29 protein-coding genes are annotated in these 20,149 nt (G+C 70.6%); 27 read left to right on the top strand and 2 right to left on the bottom strand.

The window, feature by feature from the left end:
• The first annotated feature begins 264 nt into the window (after positions 1–264).
• Both LCD35_RS18685 and LCD35_RS18680 read left to right on the top strand, forming a co-directional pair.
• The gene (locus LCD35_RS18685) at positions 265–1,293 is read left to right on the top strand and encodes an aldo/keto reductase (protein ID WP_225044559.1); all 1,029 of its coding nucleotides are present in this window, start codon (positions 265–267) and stop codon (positions 1,291–1,293) included.
• Between the two features lie 435 nt (positions 1,294–1,728).
• The gene (locus tag LCD35_RS18680; RefSeq protein WP_225044558.1) at positions 1,729–2,280 is read left to right on the top strand and encodes an NUDIX hydrolase; all 552 of its coding nucleotides are present in this window, start codon (positions 1,729–1,731) and stop codon (positions 2,278–2,280) included.
• Here the strand turns inward: LCD35_RS18680 and LCD35_RS18675 are convergent.
• Entirely contained in the window at positions 2,277–3,341 is a 1,065-nt protein-coding gene (locus LCD35_RS18675; protein ID WP_225044557.1) for a hypothetical protein, read from the bottom strand. The two genes, LCD35_RS18680 and LCD35_RS18675, sit on opposite strands and share 4 nt — an antisense overlap.
• A 207-nt stretch (positions 3,342–3,548) precedes the next feature.
• Between LCD35_RS18675 and LCD35_RS18670 the strand changes: the two genes are divergently transcribed.
• Positions 3,549–3,746, top strand: a complete 198-nt coding sequence (locus tag LCD35_RS18670; protein ID WP_225044556.1) for a hypothetical protein — start codon at positions 3,549–3,551, stop codon at positions 3,744–3,746.
• A 3-nt stretch (positions 3,747–3,749) separates the two neighbouring features.
• Here the strand turns inward: LCD35_RS18670 and LCD35_RS18665 are convergent, their stop codons facing one another.
• Positions 3,750–4,178, bottom strand: coding sequence for a GntR family transcriptional regulator (locus LCD35_RS18665; protein ID WP_225044555.1), 429 nt, complete (start codon positions 4,176–4,178; stop codon positions 3,750–3,752).
• 39 nt (positions 4,179–4,217) lie between these two features.
• Here LCD35_RS18665 and LCD35_RS18660 point away from each other — a divergent pair, with 39 nt between their 5' ends.
• From LCD35_RS18660 to xerC, 24 genes are all read left to right on the top strand, one after another.
• Positions 4,218–4,439 carry a hypothetical protein gene (locus LCD35_RS18660; RefSeq protein ID WP_225044554.1) on the top strand — a complete coding sequence of 74 codons (222 nt, stop codon included), beginning with the start codon at positions 4,218–4,220 and terminating at the stop codon, positions 4,437–4,439.
• A gap of 17 nt (positions 4,440–4,456) precedes the next feature.
• Positions 4,457–4,753 carry a WhiB family transcriptional regulator gene (locus tag LCD35_RS18655; protein ID WP_225044553.1) on the top strand — a complete coding sequence of 99 codons (297 nt, stop codon included), beginning with the start codon at positions 4,457–4,459 and terminating at the stop codon, positions 4,751–4,753.
• Positions 4,753–5,226: a DUF3307 domain-containing protein gene (locus tag LCD35_RS18650; RefSeq protein WP_225044552.1), complete on the top strand. Its 474-nt coding sequence runs from the start codon at positions 4,753–4,755 to the stop codon at positions 5,224–5,226. The genes LCD35_RS18655 and LCD35_RS18650 overlap by 1 nt, the downstream gene beginning before the upstream one ends.
• Before the next feature lie 11 nt (positions 5,227–5,237).
• Complete coding sequence (locus LCD35_RS18645; RefSeq protein WP_225044551.1) at positions 5,238–6,095, top strand: DUF3813 domain-containing protein; 858 nt, start codon at positions 5,238–5,240, stop codon at positions 6,093–6,095.
• A 27-nt stretch (positions 6,096–6,122) separates the two neighbouring features.
• Positions 6,123–6,911 carry a DUF4097 family beta strand repeat-containing protein gene (locus LCD35_RS18640; RefSeq protein ID WP_225044550.1) on the top strand — a complete coding sequence of 263 codons (789 nt, stop codon included), beginning with the start codon at positions 6,123–6,125 and terminating at the stop codon, positions 6,909–6,911.
• A 14-nt stretch (positions 6,912–6,925) separates the two neighbouring features.
• Positions 6,926–7,069 (top strand): hypothetical protein, encoded by a 144-nt coding sequence (locus LCD35_RS18635; RefSeq protein WP_225044549.1) that lies wholly within the window; start codon positions 6,926–6,928, stop codon positions 7,067–7,069.
• Between the two features lie 43 nt (positions 7,070–7,112).
• A complete protein-coding gene (locus tag LCD35_RS18630) occupies positions 7,113–7,853 on the top strand; it encodes an NUDIX hydrolase (protein WP_225044548.1) in 741 nt (246 codons plus the stop codon).
• A gap of 38 nt (positions 7,854–7,891) precedes the next feature.
• Positions 7,892–8,281 (top strand): hypothetical protein, encoded by a 390-nt coding sequence (locus LCD35_RS18625; protein ID WP_225044547.1) that lies wholly within the window; start codon positions 7,892–7,894, stop codon positions 8,279–8,281.
• 89 nt (positions 8,282–8,370) lie between these two features.
• A complete protein-coding gene (locus tag LCD35_RS18620) occupies positions 8,371–8,688 on the top strand; it encodes a hypothetical protein (RefSeq protein WP_225044546.1) in 318 nt (105 codons plus the stop codon).
• The gene (locus LCD35_RS18615; protein ID WP_225044545.1) at positions 8,685–8,918 is read left to right on the top strand and encodes a hypothetical protein; all 234 of its coding nucleotides are present in this window, start codon (positions 8,685–8,687) and stop codon (positions 8,916–8,918) included. Before LCD35_RS18620 ends, LCD35_RS18615 begins: the two co-directional genes overlap by 4 nt.
• Positions 8,915–10,216, top strand: a complete 1,302-nt coding sequence (locus LCD35_RS18610; protein WP_225044544.1) for a hypothetical protein — start codon at positions 8,915–8,917, stop codon at positions 10,214–10,216. The genes LCD35_RS18615 and LCD35_RS18610 overlap by 4 nt, the downstream gene beginning before the upstream one ends.
• A 34-nt stretch (positions 10,217–10,250) precedes the next feature.
• Positions 10,251–12,548 carry a hypothetical protein gene (locus LCD35_RS18605; protein ID WP_225044543.1) on the top strand — a complete coding sequence of 766 codons (2,298 nt, stop codon included), beginning with the start codon at positions 10,251–10,253 and terminating at the stop codon, positions 12,546–12,548.
• Positions 12,549–12,778: 230 nt separating this feature from the next.
• The gene (locus LCD35_RS18600; RefSeq protein ID WP_224963247.1) at positions 12,779–12,952 is read left to right on the top strand and encodes a hypothetical protein; all 174 of its coding nucleotides are present in this window, start codon (positions 12,779–12,781) and stop codon (positions 12,950–12,952) included.
• A gap of 149 nt (positions 12,953–13,101) precedes the next feature.
• Positions 13,102–13,620 (top strand): ATP-binding protein, encoded by a 519-nt coding sequence (locus tag LCD35_RS18595; protein ID WP_225044542.1) that lies wholly within the window; start codon positions 13,102–13,104, stop codon positions 13,618–13,620.
• Positions 13,617–14,363: a hypothetical protein gene (locus LCD35_RS18590; RefSeq protein WP_225044541.1), complete on the top strand. Its 747-nt coding sequence runs from the start codon at positions 13,617–13,619 to the stop codon at positions 14,361–14,363. The genes LCD35_RS18595 and LCD35_RS18590 overlap by 4 nt, the downstream gene beginning before the upstream one ends.
• Positions 14,364–14,379: 16 nt before the next feature.
• Positions 14,380–14,622, top strand: coding sequence for a hypothetical protein (locus tag LCD35_RS18585; RefSeq protein ID WP_225044540.1), 243 nt, complete (start codon positions 14,380–14,382; stop codon positions 14,620–14,622).
• Complete coding sequence (locus LCD35_RS18580; protein ID WP_225044539.1) at positions 14,619–14,885, top strand: hypothetical protein; 267 nt, start codon at positions 14,619–14,621, stop codon at positions 14,883–14,885. Before LCD35_RS18585 ends, LCD35_RS18580 begins: the two co-directional genes overlap by 4 nt.
• Complete coding sequence (locus tag LCD35_RS18575; protein WP_224963186.1) at positions 14,885–15,064, top strand: hypothetical protein; 180 nt, start codon at positions 14,885–14,887, stop codon at positions 15,062–15,064. The genes LCD35_RS18580 and LCD35_RS18575 overlap by 1 nt, the downstream gene beginning before the upstream one ends.
• A gap of 71 nt (positions 15,065–15,135) precedes the next feature.
• Positions 15,136–15,378, top strand: coding sequence for a hypothetical protein (locus LCD35_RS18570; RefSeq protein WP_224963188.1), 243 nt, complete (start codon positions 15,136–15,138; stop codon positions 15,376–15,378).
• Positions 15,379–15,457: 79 nt separating this feature from the next.
• Positions 15,458–16,423 carry a bifunctional DNA primase/polymerase gene (locus LCD35_RS18565; RefSeq protein ID WP_225044538.1) on the top strand — a complete coding sequence of 322 codons (966 nt, stop codon included), beginning with the start codon at positions 15,458–15,460 and terminating at the stop codon, positions 16,421–16,423.
• Positions 16,420–16,698 carry a hypothetical protein gene (locus tag LCD35_RS18560; RefSeq protein WP_224963192.1) on the top strand — a complete coding sequence of 93 codons (279 nt, stop codon included), beginning with the start codon at positions 16,420–16,422 and terminating at the stop codon, positions 16,696–16,698. The genes LCD35_RS18565 and LCD35_RS18560 overlap by 4 nt, the downstream gene beginning before the upstream one ends.
• The gene (locus LCD35_RS18555) at positions 16,695–18,302 is read left to right on the top strand and encodes a hypothetical protein (RefSeq protein ID WP_225044537.1); all 1,608 of its coding nucleotides are present in this window, start codon (positions 16,695–16,697) and stop codon (positions 18,300–18,302) included. The genes LCD35_RS18560 and LCD35_RS18555 overlap by 4 nt, the downstream gene beginning before the upstream one ends.
• Positions 18,303–18,620: 318 nt before the next feature.
• Positions 18,621–18,875, top strand: coding sequence for a helix-turn-helix domain-containing protein (locus LCD35_RS18550; protein ID WP_225044536.1), 255 nt, complete (start codon positions 18,621–18,623; stop codon positions 18,873–18,875).
• Positions 18,859–20,034, top strand: coding sequence for a tyrosine recombinase XerC (gene xerC, locus LCD35_RS18545; protein WP_225044535.1), 1,176 nt, complete (start codon positions 18,859–18,861; stop codon positions 20,032–20,034). The genes LCD35_RS18550 and xerC overlap by 17 nt, the downstream gene beginning before the upstream one ends.
• Positions 20,035–20,149 lie beyond the last annotated feature (115 nt).

The following is a 20,149-nucleotide window of genomic DNA, read 5'->3' as shown; positions in this document are numbered from 1 at the left end:
GAACCTATCCCCGGGACCGGCCCGAACCGGCCCGATGTCCACCGATCCGTTATCCGGAACACCACCGATCTCGGACATGCGACCACGAATGCGGCATTTTCCCGGAACGCCGACGGGCCGCATTCGCCGCACCGGCCCGATCGGGGCGTCGCGCACCCAACCGACACCACCTGCGTTGCGATCCGGAACGTGGTTCCGTATCGTTGTTCCGGAACAAGGTTCCGATTGTGCGGCGGGAGTGCCGCACCCACCGAGAGGACCCCCGTGGAGTACCGCACGCTGGGCGGCACCGGCATCAAGGTCAGCCCCTACGCGCTGGGCGCGATGATGTTCGGAGCGCTCGGAAACCCCGATCACGACGACTGCACCCGCATCATCCACACGGCGCTGGACGCGGGCATCAACTTCATCGACACCGCCGACGTCTACGCCCGCGGCGAATCCGAGGAGATCGTCGGCAAGGCCCTCGCCCACCGCCGGGACGACGTCGTGCTGGCCACCAAGGCGCACGGGGCCATGAGCGACGACCCGAACGCGCGGGGCAATTCGCGCCGCTGGATCACCCGGGCCGTCGAAGGCTCGCTGCGCAGGCTGGGCACCGACCACATCGACCTCTACCAGATGCACCGGCCCGATCCGGCGACCGACGTCGAGGAGACCCTGTCCGCGCTCACCGACCTGGTGCGCGCGGGCAAGATCCGGGCGTTCGGCTCCTCCACCACGCCCGCGCACGAGATCGTGCAGGCCCAGTGGGTCGCCGAGCGGCGCGGGCTGCACCGGATGCGGACCGAGCAACCGCCGTACTCGCTGCTCAACCGCGGCATCGAACGCGACGTGCTCCCCGTGTGCGAGCAGTACGGCGTGGGCGCCCTGGTGTGGAGCCCGTTGGCGCAAGGCATGTTGACCGGGCGGTACCGGAAGGGCACGGCGCCCGATTCGCGCCGGGCGAACTTCGGCTTCGCGCACCTGTCCGACGAACACCGCCTCGACGTCGTGGAACAGCTGATCCCGCTCGCCGCCGACGCGGGCATGCCGCTGTCCCACCTGGCCGTCGCGTTCACCATCGCGCACCCCGGCGTCACCTCAGCGATCATCGGTCCGCGGACCACGGAGCACCTGCGCGATCTCCTCGACGGGCTGGACACCACCCTGTCCGACGACGTCCTGGACCGGATCGACGCGATCGTCCCGCCGGGCACCGACGTCGGCGCCCTGGACATGGCCTACACCCCGCCGGCGATCACCGACCCCGCGCGACGCCGCCGGCCCGCCACCACCCGCAGCGCTGCCTGAACCCCTACCGCGGCCAGGAATCCGGTCCGCGTCGGGGACAGTGCCCCGGTGCGCCGATCAAGATCGAGAATGGGCATCGGAAACCTCCGAAGTCAGGGGTCCAGCAACGGCGTGCTCGACTTCGAAGAACCGACCAAGAGCATGAAAAGAGGGCCTTCGCAGTGTCTGATCTGCGAAGGCCCTCTAGACCGTCGGGACGGCGGGATTCGAACCCACGACCCCTTGACCCCCAGGCAACTTGCAGCGCATTCGTGCCTGGCGAAGTTGACCCGAGTGCCTGCACCAACCGTCCGCGGGTGTCCGTGCGTGTCCGCGTGCAGCTGGGTCGGTTGTCACGCAGTTAGTCACTCACCGCGTGCCCAGCAGCGTGGGAAACTGGGGCGCGCCAGCCGCGCGCGGCCCCGAACCAGTCGAGCAGGAAGGTGGCCATCACAGGTGACGAACGATTCGGACGAGTGGCTCGTCCACGGCGAGCGCACCGTCTACGACAGCGAGTGGGTCCGCGTTGGGCTGGCGGATCTCTCCCAGCCATCTGGCGAGCGCTTCGAGCACCACACCGTGTGGTTCCCGGCTCCGGCCATGACCGTGCTGATCGACGATGCCGAGGAGCACGTGCTGATGTCGTGGCGGCACCGCTTCGCCCCGGGCATCTGGAACTGGGAGCTCCCAGGAGGGATCATCGATGCTGGTGAGAGCCCGGGGGAAACCGCCATGCGAGAGCTCGTCGAAGAAACGGGATATCGGCCGCGTTCTCTCGAACCGCTGGTTGCGTTCGAGCCTGCCGTCGGCATGTTGCGCAACCCGAATCACGTGTTCCTCGGCCGCGGCGCCGAGCTGGTCGGTGACCCGACGGAGGTCAACGAAGGCAAGTTCGAGTGGGTGCCGCTGCACCGCCTGCCTGAGTTGATCCACGGTGGCCAGGTTCAGAACTCCGGCACCTTGGTCGGCCTCCTGCACATCCTGGCATTCGGCATCGGCTCGAACTAGCTGGACATCAACCCGGCGATGCGAGCGCGCTGGCGGGTCGACCCTGTTCGGCCCGCCAGCTCCGAGGCCTGCTGCGCGTGCACCCGCGAACCAGGACCGTCGCCGCGTTGGCGCAGTGCCAAGGCCAGGTCGACGTGCAGGCTCGCCGCGGCCCGCCTGGAACTGAGCGCCTGGTCGCCGTCGAGGGCGGCCGTCAGCTGGTCGACCGCTTCGTCCGCGCCGAGCCGAGCCAGGCAGTGGCCCCTCCAACGGGCAAGGTGGGTCCGGTTCAGCATCAGGTACGGCAACTCGGGATCGCTGTCGCCGCTTGGCAGCACATCGAGTGCGTAGTCAAGGAGCATCCGCGACCGGTCGTTCTCACCGGCTGCCGCAAGGAACTCCGCCTCGGCGGCGGACAGCCAGGCTCGTAGGCGAGGCGGCACCCGCTTCGCGTTCTCCGCCGTGTTCGCGTATTGGACCAGCTCGACCGCGTCGGTAGGGCGGCCGGCGTCCAGCAGCGCGTATGCCTGCTGCGCGGTGACGTGAGCCAGTGCAGCGATGTCGTTGCTCTGGCGAGCCGCCGTTTTCGCGACGTCGTGAAGGTTCCACGCCTTCGTGATGTCCCCGGCGTCGAGAGCCTGCCAACCTGCGAGCGCCGCCCCCTCGGCGAGCGCGACGGCAGCGTTGTCGAAGTGCGGCCCAGGCAGTGCGTTGCGCAGGACGTCCTGCATGTGATTCACGTGGGCGACCGTTTGCGGAATGATCGCCGCGCCGACCCGGCGATCCATGAGTCGGTAGTGATCCGTCTGCTCCTCCAGCATGTCGACCAACTCGTGGTCGATCCGCATGACCTCCAACGTGGACAGGTCGGGGACGACCGGTGGGGGCGCGACTTCGACGACGCCGAGCGCCGCCGGTGGGAGCTGGAACACCTCGCACAGCTCGTCGCGCCACTCGGTTGGAAGTACGCGTCCCTGCTCCCACTCGGTGTACATCCGCTTCAGACTGGAGTCCTTCGGCGGCATGATCCCTCGGCGTTTCCGCGCTTCGCGCAGTTTGGCCCGCACCTCGCCTTGGCTCATCCCTGCGGACATTCGCGCGCGGCGCAGCGGTGTCCCCGAGTCCTCCATTGAGGACCTCCTGTCCAGCATCCTGGCTGGTCAGCGTGTGGTGGTTCGACCGGCTCACCAACGACTCACCAGCGACTCATCTCCTCATCATCGCAAATTCCGACGATTCTTGGGACATACAACGACAACGCCACCGCGGCGTCTCTGAACGGAGGAGAGATGGCAAAGCAACAGCTCCCGATGATGCCGAAGCAGGGAGGGGGGTTCGGGCGACTGCTCGGGGCGGCGATCCTGCTCGGATTCTTGCTCCTGGTGATCCAGAGCCCCGCCGAGGCCGCCCAAATCCTCAAAGGAATCGGAGCGGTCCTCGGCAGCGGCTTGGACGCCATTACAACCTTCATCGGCGAGTTGAGCTGACCGTCAGGTGTCCATCCGACCGAGCACGCCGGTCACCTTGCTATCGAGTGCCGCGATTCGCCCCTTCAGCTCGTGCAGCTCGTCGCGGACTTCGGTGAGTTCCTCCCGGATCTGGCGGTCCGCGGGCGGCACGGCGGCTGGGTCGTTGACCACCGCGCGCGCGTTCCGCCGCACGGTTACGACGCCGTCGCTCGCAAGCAGGCGGATCGCTTCTCCAACGGTGTTCGGTGCCGCACCCATGTCCCTGGCGAGCTGTCGGTATGGGGGCAGCTTGGCCCCCGTCGAGTACTTGCCTTCGTCGATGTCTCGTCTCAGCTGAGCTGCGATTTCCGTGCGATCCAGCGCCATGTAGCTCCCTTCGATACCAAGCCAGTCTAGCCGTGTCTTAAGCCAGATGTTGACATCCGGCGCGCCGGTGGCATACTGGCTCAAGTCAGATCAGTGAATTAAGTCAGTAAGGAGTTGACCCTGATGCAGTCGCGAATGCCCGAGCCGGTCGCCGAGTCGGAGCTGTCTGACCTGGAGTTGTTGGCGCACGCGGCGCAGGCGGCGGAGGACGCGCAGTGCCGGGGTGTGCTGGGTGGTCCGGGGATGGACGAGGTGCAGCTGCGGCGGGCGGAGCGTCGGGCTCGTCGTCAGGACGCGCGTCGGGTGCAGGCGGTGCGGGTGTCGGCGTCGGGGGTGGTCGCGTGATTCCGCAGCGGGAGCCGGTGACGACGGCGTTGGTGAGGTTCGTGATGGTCAAGCGTGGTCCGGTGTTCCGCCGCGATCCGGCTTGTGAAGAGGCCGATCCGACGTTGTTCGACACCGATGGCCGCGGCGCCGAGGGCGCGTGGAAGACCCGGCAGGCCCTGGCGATCTGCGCGCAGTGCCCGATCCGCATCAAGCAGGCGTGCTTGGAGGCCGCGCTGCATGGCGGTGAGCGGGGTATTTGGGGCGGCACCACGGAGCCCGAGCGGGCGCGGATGCGCACCGGTGGGGTTGTGGAGCTCGGGGAGGTCGCGTGATGGCCGGCCACCTCGATTCCGCCCTGGTCTTCGCTGCGATCCTGCCCGCGCTGCTGGTCGCGCACCACGTCGCCGACCACTGGTTGCAGACCTCGCACCAGGCGGCGAACAAGGGCCGCCCGGACTGGCTGGGCCGGTTCGCCTGCGCGAAGCACGTGCTGTCCTACACCGCCGCGACCGCCGGAACCGTCGCGCTGCTGTGGGTGGTGCTGGGCCTGCCGATCAACCCGGCCGGGTTCGTCGTCGGCCAGGTTCTCAGCGCGATCACCCACTACTGGGCCGACCGCCGCCACACCCTCGCCGCGCTCGCGGACCGGGTCGGCAACGGCGAGTTCTACCGCTTCGGCGCGCCGCGGTCCGGCCGGGACGACAACCCGCACTTGGGTACTGGCGCGTACGTGCTGGATCAGTCGTGGCACTGGGTGTGGCTGCTGGTGGCGGCGCTGATCACGGCCGTGGTGGGCGGTGCGTGATGGGTGCGCCGGTGGATACGTCGCTGGATTTCTGGGGCAGCATCGATATCACCCTCGAAGAGGGCACGACCACCGGGTACGGGTACTCGCGGTTGACGTTGACCGCGGAGACGGTGGATTGGCAGGCCGAGGAGTACTTCGGCCGGTACCACTGCCACTGGCTCGCCGGGGCGATCCACACCCTGACCGGCTGGCAGCCGATCACGTTCGACGCCTTCAACGGCCCGCGCAGCATGGCGGTGCACAGCGGGGTGCTCACCCCGGACGGGCAGGTACTGGACATCTTCGGCGTGCGTCCGGTCGAGGACGTGGAGGCGTTCTACCAGCAGGCGCTGGAGCTGCCGACGAGGCACCGCCGCGTGGCCTGCGTCGACATGCCCGGCGACGTGATCACCGACCGCGGGTGTCGGGGCGACCGGTTCTGGTGGGCGCGGAAGTTGCCGCCCGCCGGCCTCGCGACCTACCTGCACTTCGCCCGGCACCTGGTGTGCACGCATATCGGCGAGCAGCACCTGCTTCCCACTGAGGTCGAGCCCGCCCCGGCGGCCCCGGCGGCGCCCGATCCTCGCACTTCTCCTTCGTTCCCTGCTTCTTCTGGAGGTTCTTCCATGTCCGGTATCGACGAGATCCGCGGTGTGCTGTCTCGCGCGGTGGAGATGACCGAGCAGGCCCAGCACGCGCTGGCCGAGGCCGCCCGCGCTGTGGATGGCGCGCGGCAGGCAGTGGCCCAGGTCGCGCAGAACTCCTCCCGCGACGAGGTCCAGCAGGTCCTGGCGCAGTACGGCGCGACCGGTGACGCGGTGCACACCGCGGGCGGGCAGCTGGCCGTGTCGGCCGACCAGATCCGCACCTACGCCGCCCAGCTCTGACCCACACCGTCCAGAAAGGACCCCTTCATGTCGCGCACCATCACCCATCACCTGCACTCCGGCCCGGGACGGCTGCGGCTGCGCCTGCCCGCCGGACGCATCCGGGTCACCGCAGTCCCCGGAGTCGAGCACGCCGAGGTCCGGCTCACCGCGCAGGACCCCTCCGACACCTACGCGGTCGAGGCGATCCAGCAGACCGCGGTCTCCCAGCTCGGCGACCTGCTGTCGGTGACCGTCCCGGTTACGGACGCCCCGCCGCGCACGGTGGTGCACCGCAGCGGGACCAGCGTGTTCACGGCCGGCAGCACGCACGTCGTCATCGGCTCGTCCTCGGGAATCACGATCTCCGGCGGAACCGTCATCACCGGCGGCGGCACGGTGGTGACCGGCGCCGGTGGCGGCGGGATCATCGCGGAGGTCACGGTCCCCGGCGGGCAGCAGGTCGAGCTGGACGCGGCCTCGGCGGAGATCTCCACCAGCGGCCCGCTGACGCTGCTGCGCGCCACGACCGGCTCGGGCTCGGTGCGCATCGGGGAGGCCACCGTCGCGACCGTGAAAACCGGTTCCGGTGACATCGTCGCCGACCGCACCGGCGAACTCGACGCCCGCACCGGCTCCGGGGACATCACCGTGCGCGCCGCGACCCGGACCACGTCGCTGCGCACCGGCTCCGGAGACGTCCGCGTGCACCTGGCCGACCACGCCCCGCTGCGGGTGCGCACCGGCTCCGGCGACATCACCGCCACCGCCGCTCCCGGCATCCACCTCGACCGCTCCGGGCTGCGCACCGGGTCCGGCGACATCACCACCCGCTGAGGAAGGACTAGGGCATGGGCAAGAAGAAGGTCACCATCCACCGCGATCGGGGCGAGCCGCAGACCTTCGTGGTCAACAGCGACAAGGACGCCCAGCGCTACGAGGACCAGGCCATGACCAACGAGCACATCGTGTATGTCCAGGTCACCGACGCCTGACCACTCGAACGCCGATCACCCATCTGTCCAGAAAGGACCACTCATGTCTGAAGTCACCGGTGCGCACCTGACCACCGACATCGTCCTGATCGCCCACCACAAGCACATGCCGCACGTGCTGTTGATCCGCCGCGGCTGGGACCCGTTCGCCGGGTCCTGGGCGCTGCCCGGCGGCTACGTCGACCAGGGCGAGCGGTTCGCCGAGGCCGCGGCCCGGGAGCTGCGGGAGGAGACCGGACTGTCCGCCGCGAACCTGACGCAGATCGGGGTGTTCGACGACCCCGACCGCGATCCGCGGGGCCGGGTGGTGTCGGTGGCCTTCGGCGCACTGCTGGACCACATGCCGGACCCGGTCGCCGGAGACGACGCTCGCGACGCCCGTTGGGTGCCGCTGGCGGAAGCGCTGAACGGCCCGTTGGCGTTCGACCACCACGAGGTGCTGGCCAAGGCGCACCGAGTGTTGACGACCCGCCTGGTCGAGGTGCCCTCGCACCTGGCCGAGCAGATCGACGACGGCTGGGCGGCCTACAGCGCCGCGTCCGACGCGTGGCTGGCCGCGGACGAGCGCCGCGAGGTGCGCCCGTCGCACCTGCGGTCGTGGGGTGTGGCGGCGCGCTTGCTTTCCGACGCCTACGGCCTGGCCGGGCAACGGGAGGACGTGTGGTCGCCCCTGGCCGCGGCGTTCGACGCGGCGTTCAGCCGCTACGAGTACCGCGCCGAAGGCCTCGAAACCCGCGCGGACCGCGCCGAGCAGCACGCCGCCGGCGAGTCCGGCGAGCAGTGACCGGAGCACACCGACGAACCACCCGAGAGGAGATCAGGATGTCCATCCAACAGCTGCCCAAGCTGGAACTGCGCGCAGGGCTGCTCGGCTACGGAGCGGTCACCGCATCCTACGACCCCCAGTACAACGCGGTGTTCCTCATGCTCGACGCCCCAGACGGGGAGCGCGCCACGGTGCTGACCCGGTGGGCCGAGGACATGCGGATCGTGGACATGAGCCGCGGCGTGTATCGCGGCGACGACCCGATTCTGAGGCTGAGCCTGCGCGGGCTGGCCGACGGCTCGCCCCTGCTGCCGACCGACACCGCCCTGTGCGTGTCCGCGCCCTGGCCGAGCACGTCGCCGCAAGCGGCGGCGATCCGCCACGGCGTGGCCGGTGACCCCCACCGGCTGCTCGCCCGGCTCCGGGACCTCGACGACCGCGGCTAGCGGCGCCCCGGCCCAGCAGCAACTCCCTGCCAGGAACGCCTGCTGGGCCGGGTTCCCCCACCGACCTGACGATCGACAGGAGAACTCCGATGCTAAACCGCAAAGCAAGGCCGGTGCGGATCACCGTGCCCGCCGAGATCGCCGCCGAGGCCGGCGCGGCGCACGCGGCCTACCTGGCCGCGGTGTCCCGCCGGGTGCCCCGGGCTGATGTCGCCGCCCAGGAGGCCGGCCGTGCCGAGCTTGCGACCACCGAGCGCCGTTTGGCCGCCGCCTACTCCCGCCTCGCCGAGCACCTGGGGTGGGCGCCGCTGCTGGGCGCGGCCGCTACCGCCGCCGAGGTCCACACCGAGCAGGCCCGCCGTCTCCAGTCGATCGCGCTTCCGGCGGGTTCGGGGGTGGCGTCGTGAATTCCACATTGGACTACCTGCGGGCCTACACCGCACCACGCGCGTTCTGGGTGGCGGCGCTGTTCACCGCCGCGGTGCTCGTGCGTGTTCCCGCGGTCGCTCTCGCACTCGGCGTGCACGTCCTCGACCGCACCGCCGAGCGCCTCCTGGGCTGGATCGCCCGTATCCCGCCGCAGCCTGTCCGCACCGTCACCCGTCCCCGCCATCCGCGAGAGGAGAACCGGCGATGAGCAGCACCGAGACCCCCGTCCGCGGCGGCGATGTGGTCGACGCGTACTTGGCCGGGGCACCTGTGGAGGACGTGATGCAGCAGTCGTACCGGTGGAGCGAGCGCGACACGCTGGAGACCGACCCGGGCTCGGACGCGCCGATCGGCGAGGTCGCCGGCGGGGACTACGCGGCGGTGGCGGACTCGGAGATCTGGCGGGTCGGTGACGGCCGTCGGGCGGCGCAGCAGGTGGTGCCGGACCCGGACCGGCTGGCTGCGATGCGCCGGGTCGCGTCCCGGGTGGTGGACCTGCAAGACGACGCCGCGCTCGTGGATGCGATGACCGAGGCCGAGCTGGCCGAGGCCCGGTCGCAGGCGCGGCAGCTGCGAGAGCAGCGCCGGGCCCACCAGGCGCAGATGCAGCGGTTCGACCTCGACGAGGAGCAGGCCGCCGCCGCCCACGAGCAGGAGCTGCGCCGCCGGGAGCGGCAGCTGGCCGAGGCCGTGGCCGGAGCCAAGGAGCGCCACCGCAAGGCCGCCGACCCCACCCACCGGTTGGGGATGCTGGCGCACCTGGCGCTGTGGCTGCCGGTGGCCGCGCTGGTGCCGGGGCTGCTGTCGATCGTGCTGGGCGCCTCGAACGCGGCGACCGAACTGTCCCGGCTCTCTCCGGCGACGGGGGTGGTGAACTGGCTGATGGAGCCGATGTTCAGCCTCGGCGTGCTAGTGATCCTGGTGGCCCAGTGGCTCGGCGCGGTGCCCAGCGCGCTGCACTCGCTCAAGGACGCCGCCGGGGCGGCCGGGCTCGGCGCGAAGCTGCGTGCCGCGGCGGGCAACGGGTTCTTCGTGATGGAGCTGGCCCTGTTCGCGCTCACCGTCGTGCTGCAAGTCGGCATCCACTACGTCGGCCCCGGAGCGGCGACCGGGACCGGACCGCTGGTGTGGTTCTTCGTCCCACTCGGGCTGCTGATCTCGATGGCGCTGGTTCCCGCGACCGCGACCCGGCTCAACGCCGCCCTCGCGACCGCGCTGCGCGAAGCCGAGAACACCCTGGTTCCCGCCCCCGCTGAGCTGCATGGGAAGAACCGCGAGCACGCGGCCGAGACCCCCGGTGGGAAGCCGGTTCACGCCACCGTCCGCGAACCCGCCCGCCGCACCAAGGACGAGGCCCGCGCGGTGTTCTTCGCCGCCGTCGAGCGCGGCGAGATCGACCCCGCGACCGACTCGGTCAACGAGGTCGCCAAGGCCCTCGGCACCCGCTGGGGCAACGCCCGCGAGTTCATCGACCACTGGCGCCGCACCCGCTCCACCGCCGCCTGACCCCCACCCCGCCCCTGCCTGGAGGTGACCCGCCATGACCACTAACCCCGCTGAGGACTACACGACGATGGGCGAACTGCTGCACCTGCCCGTGCCCGGCATCCACCGTTCCGGGCAGGTCGAGCCGACCGAGCCCCGCAACACCGAGGAGGACGAGGGCACCGCCGCGGCGGGCACGGACCTGGCCCGGGATCGGGAACGCGGCGTGGTGCCGGCCGCGCTGGCCGGGCGCGCGGCGGCGGTGCGCGATCACCTGCGGGAGCACGGCCGCGCCTACGCCGCCAACGGCGGGCGGTTCGTGGCGCGGCACGGGGTGTTCGCGGTCGGCGGGGCGTGGGATGTCGCGACCAGCGCGTACTCGCGGTGGACCGGCCGCGACATCGAAGCGGAAATCCGGGCGGCGCAGGAGGCCGGGGATCACGGCACGGCGGCGCAGTTGCGTCAGCAGCGCACCGAGAACAAGAAGCTGCTGCTACAGCGGCTGGAGGTGTGGGGAAAGTTCCTCATGCGGGTCCCGGCGGCGCTGGGTGGGCTGGCGGTGTTCAGCCTGGCGGCGACGTTGCTGGCCTCGGTGGTGGCGTTCGCTCGGCCGGGCGGGCTCGGGTTCGCCGATGTGTGGGATGGGTTCTTCTCCTTCCTGGTCGGCGGGTTCGAGTGGACGGTGTGGGCGGCCACGGTCGCAGTCCCGGCGTTGCTGCTGGTCACCGGCGCGGGGCTGCTGTTGCAGGGCTACCACGCCCGCCGGGCGCGCAACGACGCCCCGCAGTGGCTGATGTCGACGCAGACCATCGGGGACTCGGGGCCGGAGGTCATGGTCACCGCCGACGGCATCGTGCGGGCGTTGAAGAAGCTCGGTATTCCGGCGCTCAACAGCGCGTTCAAGGAAGGCTGGCTGCCGCAGTTCGACCTGACCCCGACCCGGGAAGGGCAGGGCCGGTTCAAGGGTTACCGGGCGCGGTTCTCCCTGCCTGAGGGGGTTCCGGCAGAGCACGTCGCCGACAAGCGCATGGTGCTGGCTCACAACCTGCACAGGGCGGAAATCGAGGTGTGGCCGACTGACTACGGCCAGGTCAAGGGGGGTCGGCGGGGCTACATCGACCTCTACGTCGCTGACGCCGGCGTGATGGAGCAGCCCACGCCGGAGTACCCGCTGCTGCACTCGGGGTTCGCGGACGTGTTCGCCGGTGTCCCGGTCGGCATCAACCAGCGGGGCGAAGAGCTCACGTTCCCGCTGGTCGGGGCGAACGTCGGTGTCGGCGGACAGCCCGGACAGGGCAAGTCGAACCTGATGCGCGTGGTGGTCGCCGGTGCCGCGCTCGACCCGCTGGCCGAACTTCGCATGCACGTTTTCGCTGGTAACGGCGACTTCGACGCCTACGAGCCGCGGCTGAGCCGCTACGAGAAGGGCGCGGACTTCGGCCACGCCGAGAGCGCCGTGGAGCACCTGCACGAGCTCTACGCCGAGATCGAGCGCCGGGAGGACAGGCTGGCTGAGCTGGGTGCGAAGAAGCTGTCCCGGGCGCTGGCCGAGAAGCACCCGGACCTGCGGCCGCTGATCGTCGGGTTCTCCGAGTGCCACGAGATGTTTCAGGCCGAGGGCGCCACCGAGTACGAGGATGACAAGGGCAACATCCGGCAGCAGACCCGCAAGCTAGGCAAAGAAGCCGCGGAGCTGGCCACCCAGGTGGTCAAGCGGGGCCGCAAAACCGGCGTCGTGGCGCTGTTCGACACCCAGTCGTCGCGGGCCTCGGCGATCCCGACCGCGCTGGTCGAGCTGCTGGGCATCAACGCCTGCTTCTACGTGAAGTCCTGGCGCAACAACGACGGGTTCCTCGGCGACGGCAGCTTTGCCGCCGGTATCCGCGCCACCGACCTGCGGTTCAACGTCGACCGCGGTACGTGCGTGGCCACCGGGATCTCCGAGGAGCTGTTCGAGATCCTGCGCACCTACTTCATGGAGGTCGACGACGACCGCGGCTGGGACGCCGCGACCGAGATCATCGAACGCGCCATGCAGGCCGTCGACCCCGCCACCCCCGTCAACGGCACCCGCCCCGACGCCACCGACGACCAGCCGCGGGACCTGATGGCCGACCTGCACACCGTCCTCGGCGACGAACCGGTCTCCGCAGCCGAAGCCGCCAAGGCGCTGCTCGCCCAGTACGGCCGCGCCTACCACCGCGACGGCAAGCCCCTCACCGGGTCCGGTCTCGTCGCCGAACTGGCCGAGGCCGGCCTCAAGGTCCCCTCCACCGGCAACCGCTACCTCCTCGATCCCGCCACTGTCCGTAAGCACGCCGCCCGTGGCGGGCAGACCGGCACCGAGGACTGAGTTAGCCGACCAGAACCTCAGCCTGACCCCGGAAACCGCCCTCCCCGCCGCGGTCACGCGGCCTGGACCTAACTACTAACTCGCCTAATTTTCCCAGTTCAACACCGGTCCGGCGCCCTAGTTAGAAATCTAACCCCCCACGCAGGATCTAACTCCCCACGCGCGCCGCACCGCTACCCCCGCACGCCCACAAGTTGTTACACACAGTAATCGGATTGGAGTTGGTTCCGATGTCCCAGACCTGGCACATCATCCGCCGCCGCAGCTGGTGGGACGGCTCGATCGAAGCCTGGTGCGGCGACCGCAAGCCCGGCGGCGCCTACGAGACCGACCTGTTCCGGCTGCCCCGCGGCGGCACGACCTGCCCGGCCTGCACCGCCGCCAAGAAGCGGGGGCGGGCATGAGCGCGAAGTGCCGCCACTGCGGCACCGCCGCGTCCCGCCACTGCTCGATCTGCACCGGCTGCCCCGGCGGCCACGGCCCGACCTGCCCCCGCCACGAAGACAACCGGCCCCGCCGGCACTTCGACCGCTGAACCAGAGAGGAGACCGTGATGACTGGATTGCTGATCGCGACCATCGGCCCGCCCGGGGCGGGCAAGACCACGTGGGCCCGGTGCTGGGCCGCCGGGCTCGGGGCGCGGGTGGTCGGCCTGGATGCCTGGCGGTCGAGGGTGTCTTGCTGCTCGGCCGACCAGGGCGCCACGCCGCGGGCGGTGCAGGGCGCTCTGCAAGAAGCGCGTGAGGCGCTGGCAGGGGGCAGCACGGTGCTCTGGGACGCCACCAGCGCCCGGGTCCGGGACCGGGCCGCGCTGCTGGACCTGGCCGCCGAGAGCGGGGCCGCGACGGCGGCGGTCGTGCTGCTGCCGCCGCTGCCGGTGGCCCACGCCCGCAACGCCGCCCGGAGCCGGTGGGCCTGCGGCCGCTGCGGCGGCACTCGCCGCGTCCCGTCCCGGGTCGTGGCCGCGCTGCACCGCGAGATCACCCGGGACCTGCCCGCCCTGCCCGGCGAGGGCTGGGACCTGATCCACCACCACTTGCCCGCCAACACCGAAACGAGGGCGGCTGCATGAACTGGATCGACCCGAACGACGCCGTGATCGAGCAGCACCTGCGAGGCCCCCGCGCCTCGGCCGCAGTCACCGCCCCCGTGGTCGGCGAACCGACCGCGGCGGACGGGCTGGTGGTGTGCCCGCACCTGACCCAGCTCCAGCCGGACGCGGCGTGGACCTACAGCGGCGAGTGGACGGTCCGCCACCGCCTCAGCGGCCGATCGCCCGCCGCGCACGTGCCGGGGTCCGGACTCGGCCATGCCCGCGATCTCGCCGCGCTGCTCGGCGACCTCGACGTCGACTGGACCCAGGCGGCAGACGAGCTGCCCGTGAGCGATCCGCAGATCGGCGCGGCGGTGCGGGGCGTCGTCGACCGCGTCCGGGACGCGGTCCGCGATGCGCGCCCGGTAAGGCTGCGCCCATCGAGCTGGGTCGAAGTGCCGCCCCCGTACTGGCTCGCCGCGGGTGTCGAGCCCGGCGACGGGTGCTTCTACCCGCAGTGGGGCGACGCCGCCGACGCCCTGGCCGCTGGGGCGCGTCGGGAGGCGGTCGTGCGCCGCGACACCGCGGCGTGGTGGGACCTGCGCTGCGCCGCCGCCGACTGCACGGAGCACCTGGCCGAGGACGAGTACGAGAGCGGCCCGATGGATTCCCGCGCCGCACTCGCCGACCTCGCCCGCGACACCGGCTGGCACGCCCTCGACCACGACCACCGGCAGTGGCTCTGTCCGGCCTGCCACGTCGCGTTCACCCCAATCCCCTGACCGCAAAGGAGATTCCGTGCACGACCCCACCACCCTCGCCTTCCTCGCCGCACTCGCAGGCGGCGCCATCTACCTCGGACACGTCGCCCTCTGGCCCTACCGGCCCTGCCCGGCCTGCCACGGCACCGGCCACCAGACCAGCCCGCTCAACCCCCGCGCCGCCCGCCCCTGCCACGCCTGCGGCGGGCAACGCCTCCGCCCGCGGCTGGCCTACCGGCTCTACCGCAACCACCGCGACCACAAGGAGAACCAGCGATGAGTGAACGCACCAGGCTCATGACCGCCGGACTTCACTGCGACGGCCCGCGCTGCGCCGCGGCCATCACCGGACCCGAACTGCCGTCCCTCTCCGGTCGGGACCACTACGAACACCGCGCTGATGCCGAGGGCTGGTCGATCTGGGTCGGCCACGGCCGACGCCACTACTGCCCCGATTGCGCACCCGCACCCGGACACAAGATGCGCCCCGCCCACCCCGGCGGCGGCTATCGCCACTACCGCGACAGCAAGGAGAACCGCTGATGCACAGCCGCAGCTATGACGACTACGACGCCGGGGTCTACATCGACGACGACGGACGCGACTACTCCAGCTACGGCGCGTACCTCGACGCGATGCAGGACGAGGAAGACCGCCGGATCGACGACGGGACCTGGGAGTGCCGGTGTGGCCGGATGCACCAGCCGCCGGAGTGCCGGTGAAACCCGCCGCAGCGACGAGAACCACCACCGATGCGGTCGCGTCGACCGCTGACCCTGCCCAGGAGGCACCGATGAACCGCTACTCGATCCCCGCCCGCACCGGCTACGAGGTCGTCGTCGGCTGGGACCGGCCGATGGCCTCGTACTTCGCGCAGGTCTACGGCGCCGACGGAGAGGTCCTCCTCGACCGCGGCGACGCCCTCGACCGGCTGAACTCTCCGCATCACGCCATCAACCTGGTTCGGGGCTACGTCATCGCGATCCCGAACGGATTCGCCGACGACCTCCGCGCGCTGGCGTACCCCCTCGACTGACTGACCGGGGCGGCGCCCGGGCCGGGAGCCGGGCGGCCCCCCTCATCCCCTTGTTTGTCCTTTGTGGAGGTGAACCCTCATGACTACACAGCACGGTGCGGTGGCGCAGTTGCGCGAGTGGGCGCTGCTGTTCGCCGAACGGGGCTGGGCGGTGTTCCCGCTTCTGGTCGGTGGCAAGAGGCCCGCGCTGCATGGGCTGAAGGACTGCCCCCGGGCCGGGGTCTGCGCTGGCGGGCACCGCACCCCGGAGCAGCGCGCCACCATCGATCCGGGCGTGATCGAACGGTGCTGGTCGCGGGCGCCGTTCAACATCGGGATCGCGACCGGGCCGAGTGGGTTGCTCGTCGTGGACTGCGACCAGCCCAAGCCGGGGTTCCGCTGGCCGACGGGCTGGAACAAGGTGGGGGTGTCCTGTGGTGAGGATGTGCTCGGCGTGCTGGCCGCGGATGCCGGCATGTCGTTGCCGGAGACCTACACCGTCGGCAGCGCCCGCGGCGGCACGCACCGCTACTTCCTCGACCCGCAGCACCGCTACCGCAACACCCAGAGCGCGCTCGGCCCGCTGATCGACACCCGCGGCGGAGGCGGCTACGTCGTCGCACCCGGTTCGATCACTCCGGACGGGGCCTACGAACTCCTCGACGACTCCGACCCGGCCGAACTACCGGGGTGGTTGGCCCGGGCACTGGCTCCCAAGCCCGCAGCGGCCCGCTCAGGGCGACGTGAAATCGCGTCTGCGCGGGCCGATCGGTACGTGGCGGGTGCTATCCGGTCTGCCTGTGATCGGCTGGCAGCGACCGGTACAGGTCCGCAGAACAAAGCGCTGCACGAAGCGGCGCTGCAACTGGGGCGGCTGGTGGCCGGGGGAGCGGTCGACGACGCCACCGTGCGCGCGGCGCTGCACGACGCGATGGACCGGCTACCGCTGACCCGGCCGGAGCAGCCGTGGAACCCGGAACAGATCGACGCCACGATCGACAGCGCTTTCCGCTGGGCCCAACACCACCCCCGCACCCTCCGTGGCCGGGGCGGTGAGGCCGCATGAGCGCTGCGACGGACAACGGCCCGGACGTGCGCACCGACGCCGAGGCGCTGGCGGACTGGCGGGCGCAGATCGAGCGCCGTGCGGCGGGCTTGACCGGCCGGGTCGCGCGGGGCGGGAGCCGGGGGCCGCGGGCGGTCGCCGCGGGCGCGTGGCAGTGCGAGGGCCAGTGGAAGTGCGACGACCAGCTCGACATCTGGCAGTGCCTCGACGAGGTCGAACTCGACCAGCGCGCGGGCCACGGCGGCGATGAGGGCGGCGAGGAGGCCCCGGCATGACCAGCGCCGAACACGATCACACCCACGGAACCCGGCCACTGTGGCCGGTCGGCAAGGAAGGACGGCCCGTAGTGCGGATCAGTACGAACCCGGATGCGATCCGGCAGCTCACCGCGGCGGTCGGCAGCCGCCTGCTGCCCGACACCTACGTCCAGGACGGCACGCCCGTCGTCGTCGAAGCCGTCTCCGGCGCGGGCGACCCGGCCGCGGGCGACGACGACGTGGCGCTGCCGCTGGCGGCGAGCCCGCTGCGGGTCGCGCAGCTGGCCGGGCTGCTGGCCGAGCACACCCACGTGGTGCGCCCCGAAGTCGACAAGAACGGCAGCCATACCGAGGTCGAGACGTCCCCGGCCCGGGACGTGCTCTCCGCGGTCCTGGCACGCCGTTCCTGGCCTGAGCTGCCGGTGCTGCACCGCATCATCTCCACCCCCGTCCTGCGCCCCGACGGCACGTTGCTGCAAACCCCCGGCTACGACCCGGAAACCGGGTTCCTGCTGGCCGGGCGCACCCACCTTGAACCCGTCCCGGACCAGCCCACCCGCGACGACGTCGAGGCCGCCCGCGAGTTCCTCCTCAACACGTTCCTGCGGGACTTCCCGTGGAAGACGGCAGCCGACCGGGCGAACTACCTCGCACTGCTGGCCACACCGATCCTGCGCCCGTTCACCCGCGCCCTGTCCCCGTTCGGGATCGTTGACGCGACCATGCCCGGTAGCGGCAAAACGATTCTGTCCGGCTGCGCGGGGATGTTGTCCGGGCAACGCGTGCTGACCTGGACCGACTCGGATGAGGAACTCCGCAAATCCATCACGTCCGTGTTGGCTGATCAGACCGGCGTGGTCGTCTTCGACAACCTCGAAGAAGGCCACGTCATCAACTCCGCGGTGCTGGCGCGGCTGGTGACCGAACGGACCTGGACCGACCGCAAACTCGGCACGAACTCCGCGTCGTCGTACGCCAACGACCGGTTGTGGCTGGCCACCGGAAACAACCTCCGCGTCGGCGGGGACATGGCGAGCAGGAGCGTGTGGGTCCGCCTCGACCCCGACTGCCCCCGGCCCGAAGCCCGCACCGGGTTCACCATTCCGAACCTGGACTCCTGGATTCTCCAGCCCGCCAACCAAGCCGTCGTGCTGCGGCACCTGCTGATCCTCATCCTCGACTGGACCGCCGCCGGCGCACCGACCAGCAGCAGCGTTCCGCAGATGCGGCAATTCACCCGCTGGGCACAGCACCTCGGCGGCTGGCTCGAACACCACGGCATCGACGGATTCCTCGCCAACTCCGAAGACAACCGCGCCCTCGACGACGACGGGGCCGAATGGCGCGCGTTCCTGCTGCGCTGGCACCAAATCCACGCCGACAAGCCCTTGGGCACCAAGACGCTGCGCGCCACCGCCGACGACCTCAGCGGCGGCGACGGCCCCTGGCAAGGCACCTTCCCCACCACCGCCAACGGCAAGCTGCTGAGCACGAAGTCCTTGGGGCGCAAGCTCACCGGGCAGGTCGGGCGGTGGCGCGGCGACATCGTGCTACGCAGCGTGTACGACACCCACGCCAGCAGCCACCAGTACTGGGTCGAACGCCAAAGCGGCACACCCTGACCCCCCGAACCAAACCCGCAAACCCGCAAACCCGCCAAACCCCACCATGACCAGCACAAAGAGGCCGGGGCAGGGGGTGGAGCCAAACCCGCCACCTCTCCCGCCAAACCCGCAAACCCGCTGCTTTGCGGCTTTACAAACCTGCACGCCGAACCAAACCCGCACCCCAAAACCCCAGCACAAACCCCGTTTCGCGGGTTTGCGGGTTTAAAACGCCCACCCCCGCCCCCCACTGCTCCAGCCTCAGTGAAGCCCCCGCGACCGAAAGGCGACACCCGTGAATTCGACTCCGCTCCGTGACGAGCTGAAAGGAATCGCATGAGTGCCAGCGAAGCCGTAACCGCCACGCCACATCAGGCGGGCTCGATGCCGACCCGTCTGCTGTACCCGATCCGGGAAGCGATGGTCCTGCTGTCGATGAGCCGCACGACCATCTACGAGCAGATCCGAAGTGGACGCCTCAAATCCGTACGGCAGGGGAGCTCGCGGCTCGTCCCTGCGAAAGCGCTGAACGAGTACATCGAACTGCTGCAGAACGAGGCACAGGGGGGCGCCCATGACGAAGCGGCGTAGCCGGGGCGATGGTGCGTTGTACTGGTCGGAGTCGCGCCAGCGCTTCATCGCCGAGGTGACTGTGGGGTTCCACCCGAACGGCAAGCGGATCACGCGCAAGGCGGCGGCGACGACCAAGACCGAAGCTCGGAGCAAGCTGAAGGAGCTCCTGCAACACCTCGAAGACGGGCAACCGGCGGAGCCCGGCAACTACACGGTGGGGGATGCCGCGAGGAGCTGGCTGGACTACGGCTTGAGCGGGCGCAGCAGGTCTACGGTCGAGAACTACTGGCACCACGTCAACGGGCACATCGTTCCCTACCTCGGTCGCAAACGGCTGCGTGACCTCTCCGTTGAAGATGTGGACGTCTGGCTTGCCGACCGGGCCTCGGTGCTGAGCACCCGCACGGTGCGCCTTCTGCATTCGCTACTGGGGCGGATCGTGAAGTACGCGGAGGCGAGGGACAAGGTACGCAGGAACGTCGTCGCCCTCAGCGAAATTCCGGCTGGCGAGGCCGCGGGACGCCCGTCGAAGTCGCTGACCCTGGAGCAGGCCCGTGCGGTGCTGTCCGCCTCGGAGCGTTCGTCGTTGCACGCCTACATCGTGCTGTCGATGCTCATCGGGGCTCGTACGGAGGAACTGCGGGCGCTGACATGGGATCACGTCGACCTCGACGGGAGGCGGCCGGGGAACCCGTCTTCGCCCAGGTCGATCTCTGTTTGGAGGTCGGTGCGGGAAGGCGGCGACACCAAGACCCGGCGGTCCCGGCGGACACTTGCGCTCCCGATGAGGTGCGTAGTCGCTCTACGGCTGCATCGCCTGCGACAGCGGCAGGCCAAGCGGGACGCGGGGGGAGCGTGGCAGGAGCACGGCCTGGTGTTCGCCTCGGCGGTGGGCACCCCGCTGGATTCCCATAACGTCCGTAGGGCGTTCCGCAAGGTGGTCCGGGAGGCTGGGCAGGGGCTGGTGCCTGCCCAGTGGACTCCGCGGGAGCTGCGGCACAGCTTCGTGTCGTTGATGTCGGACTCCGGCGTGCCGCTGGAGGAGATCGCGCGGCTAGTCGGCCACAGCGGCACCGCGGTGACCGAGAGCGTGTACCGGAAGCAGATCAGGCCGGTCATCATCGAGGGTGCGAGCACGATGGATCGCCTCTTCGAGGACCTGAACCGGAATCGGTAGTCACTCAGTTAGCCACTCAACGCAGAAGGGGGGGGGGGGGGGCGCCCCCCCGGGCCCGAGCGCGCCCGGCCCTAAAAAAGTGGGGGGCGGGGCGGGGGGGGGGCCCCGCCGGGGC

Origin of the sequence: Saccharopolyspora sp. 6V (genome assembly GCF_020176785.1) — a bacterium.
Lineage (GTDB): Bacteria > Actinomycetota > Actinomycetes > Mycobacteriales > Pseudonocardiaceae > Saccharopolyspora_C > Saccharopolyspora_C gregorii.
Note: the sequence above shows the minus strand (reverse complement) of the source record. Positions and strands in the feature narration are given on the sequence as shown.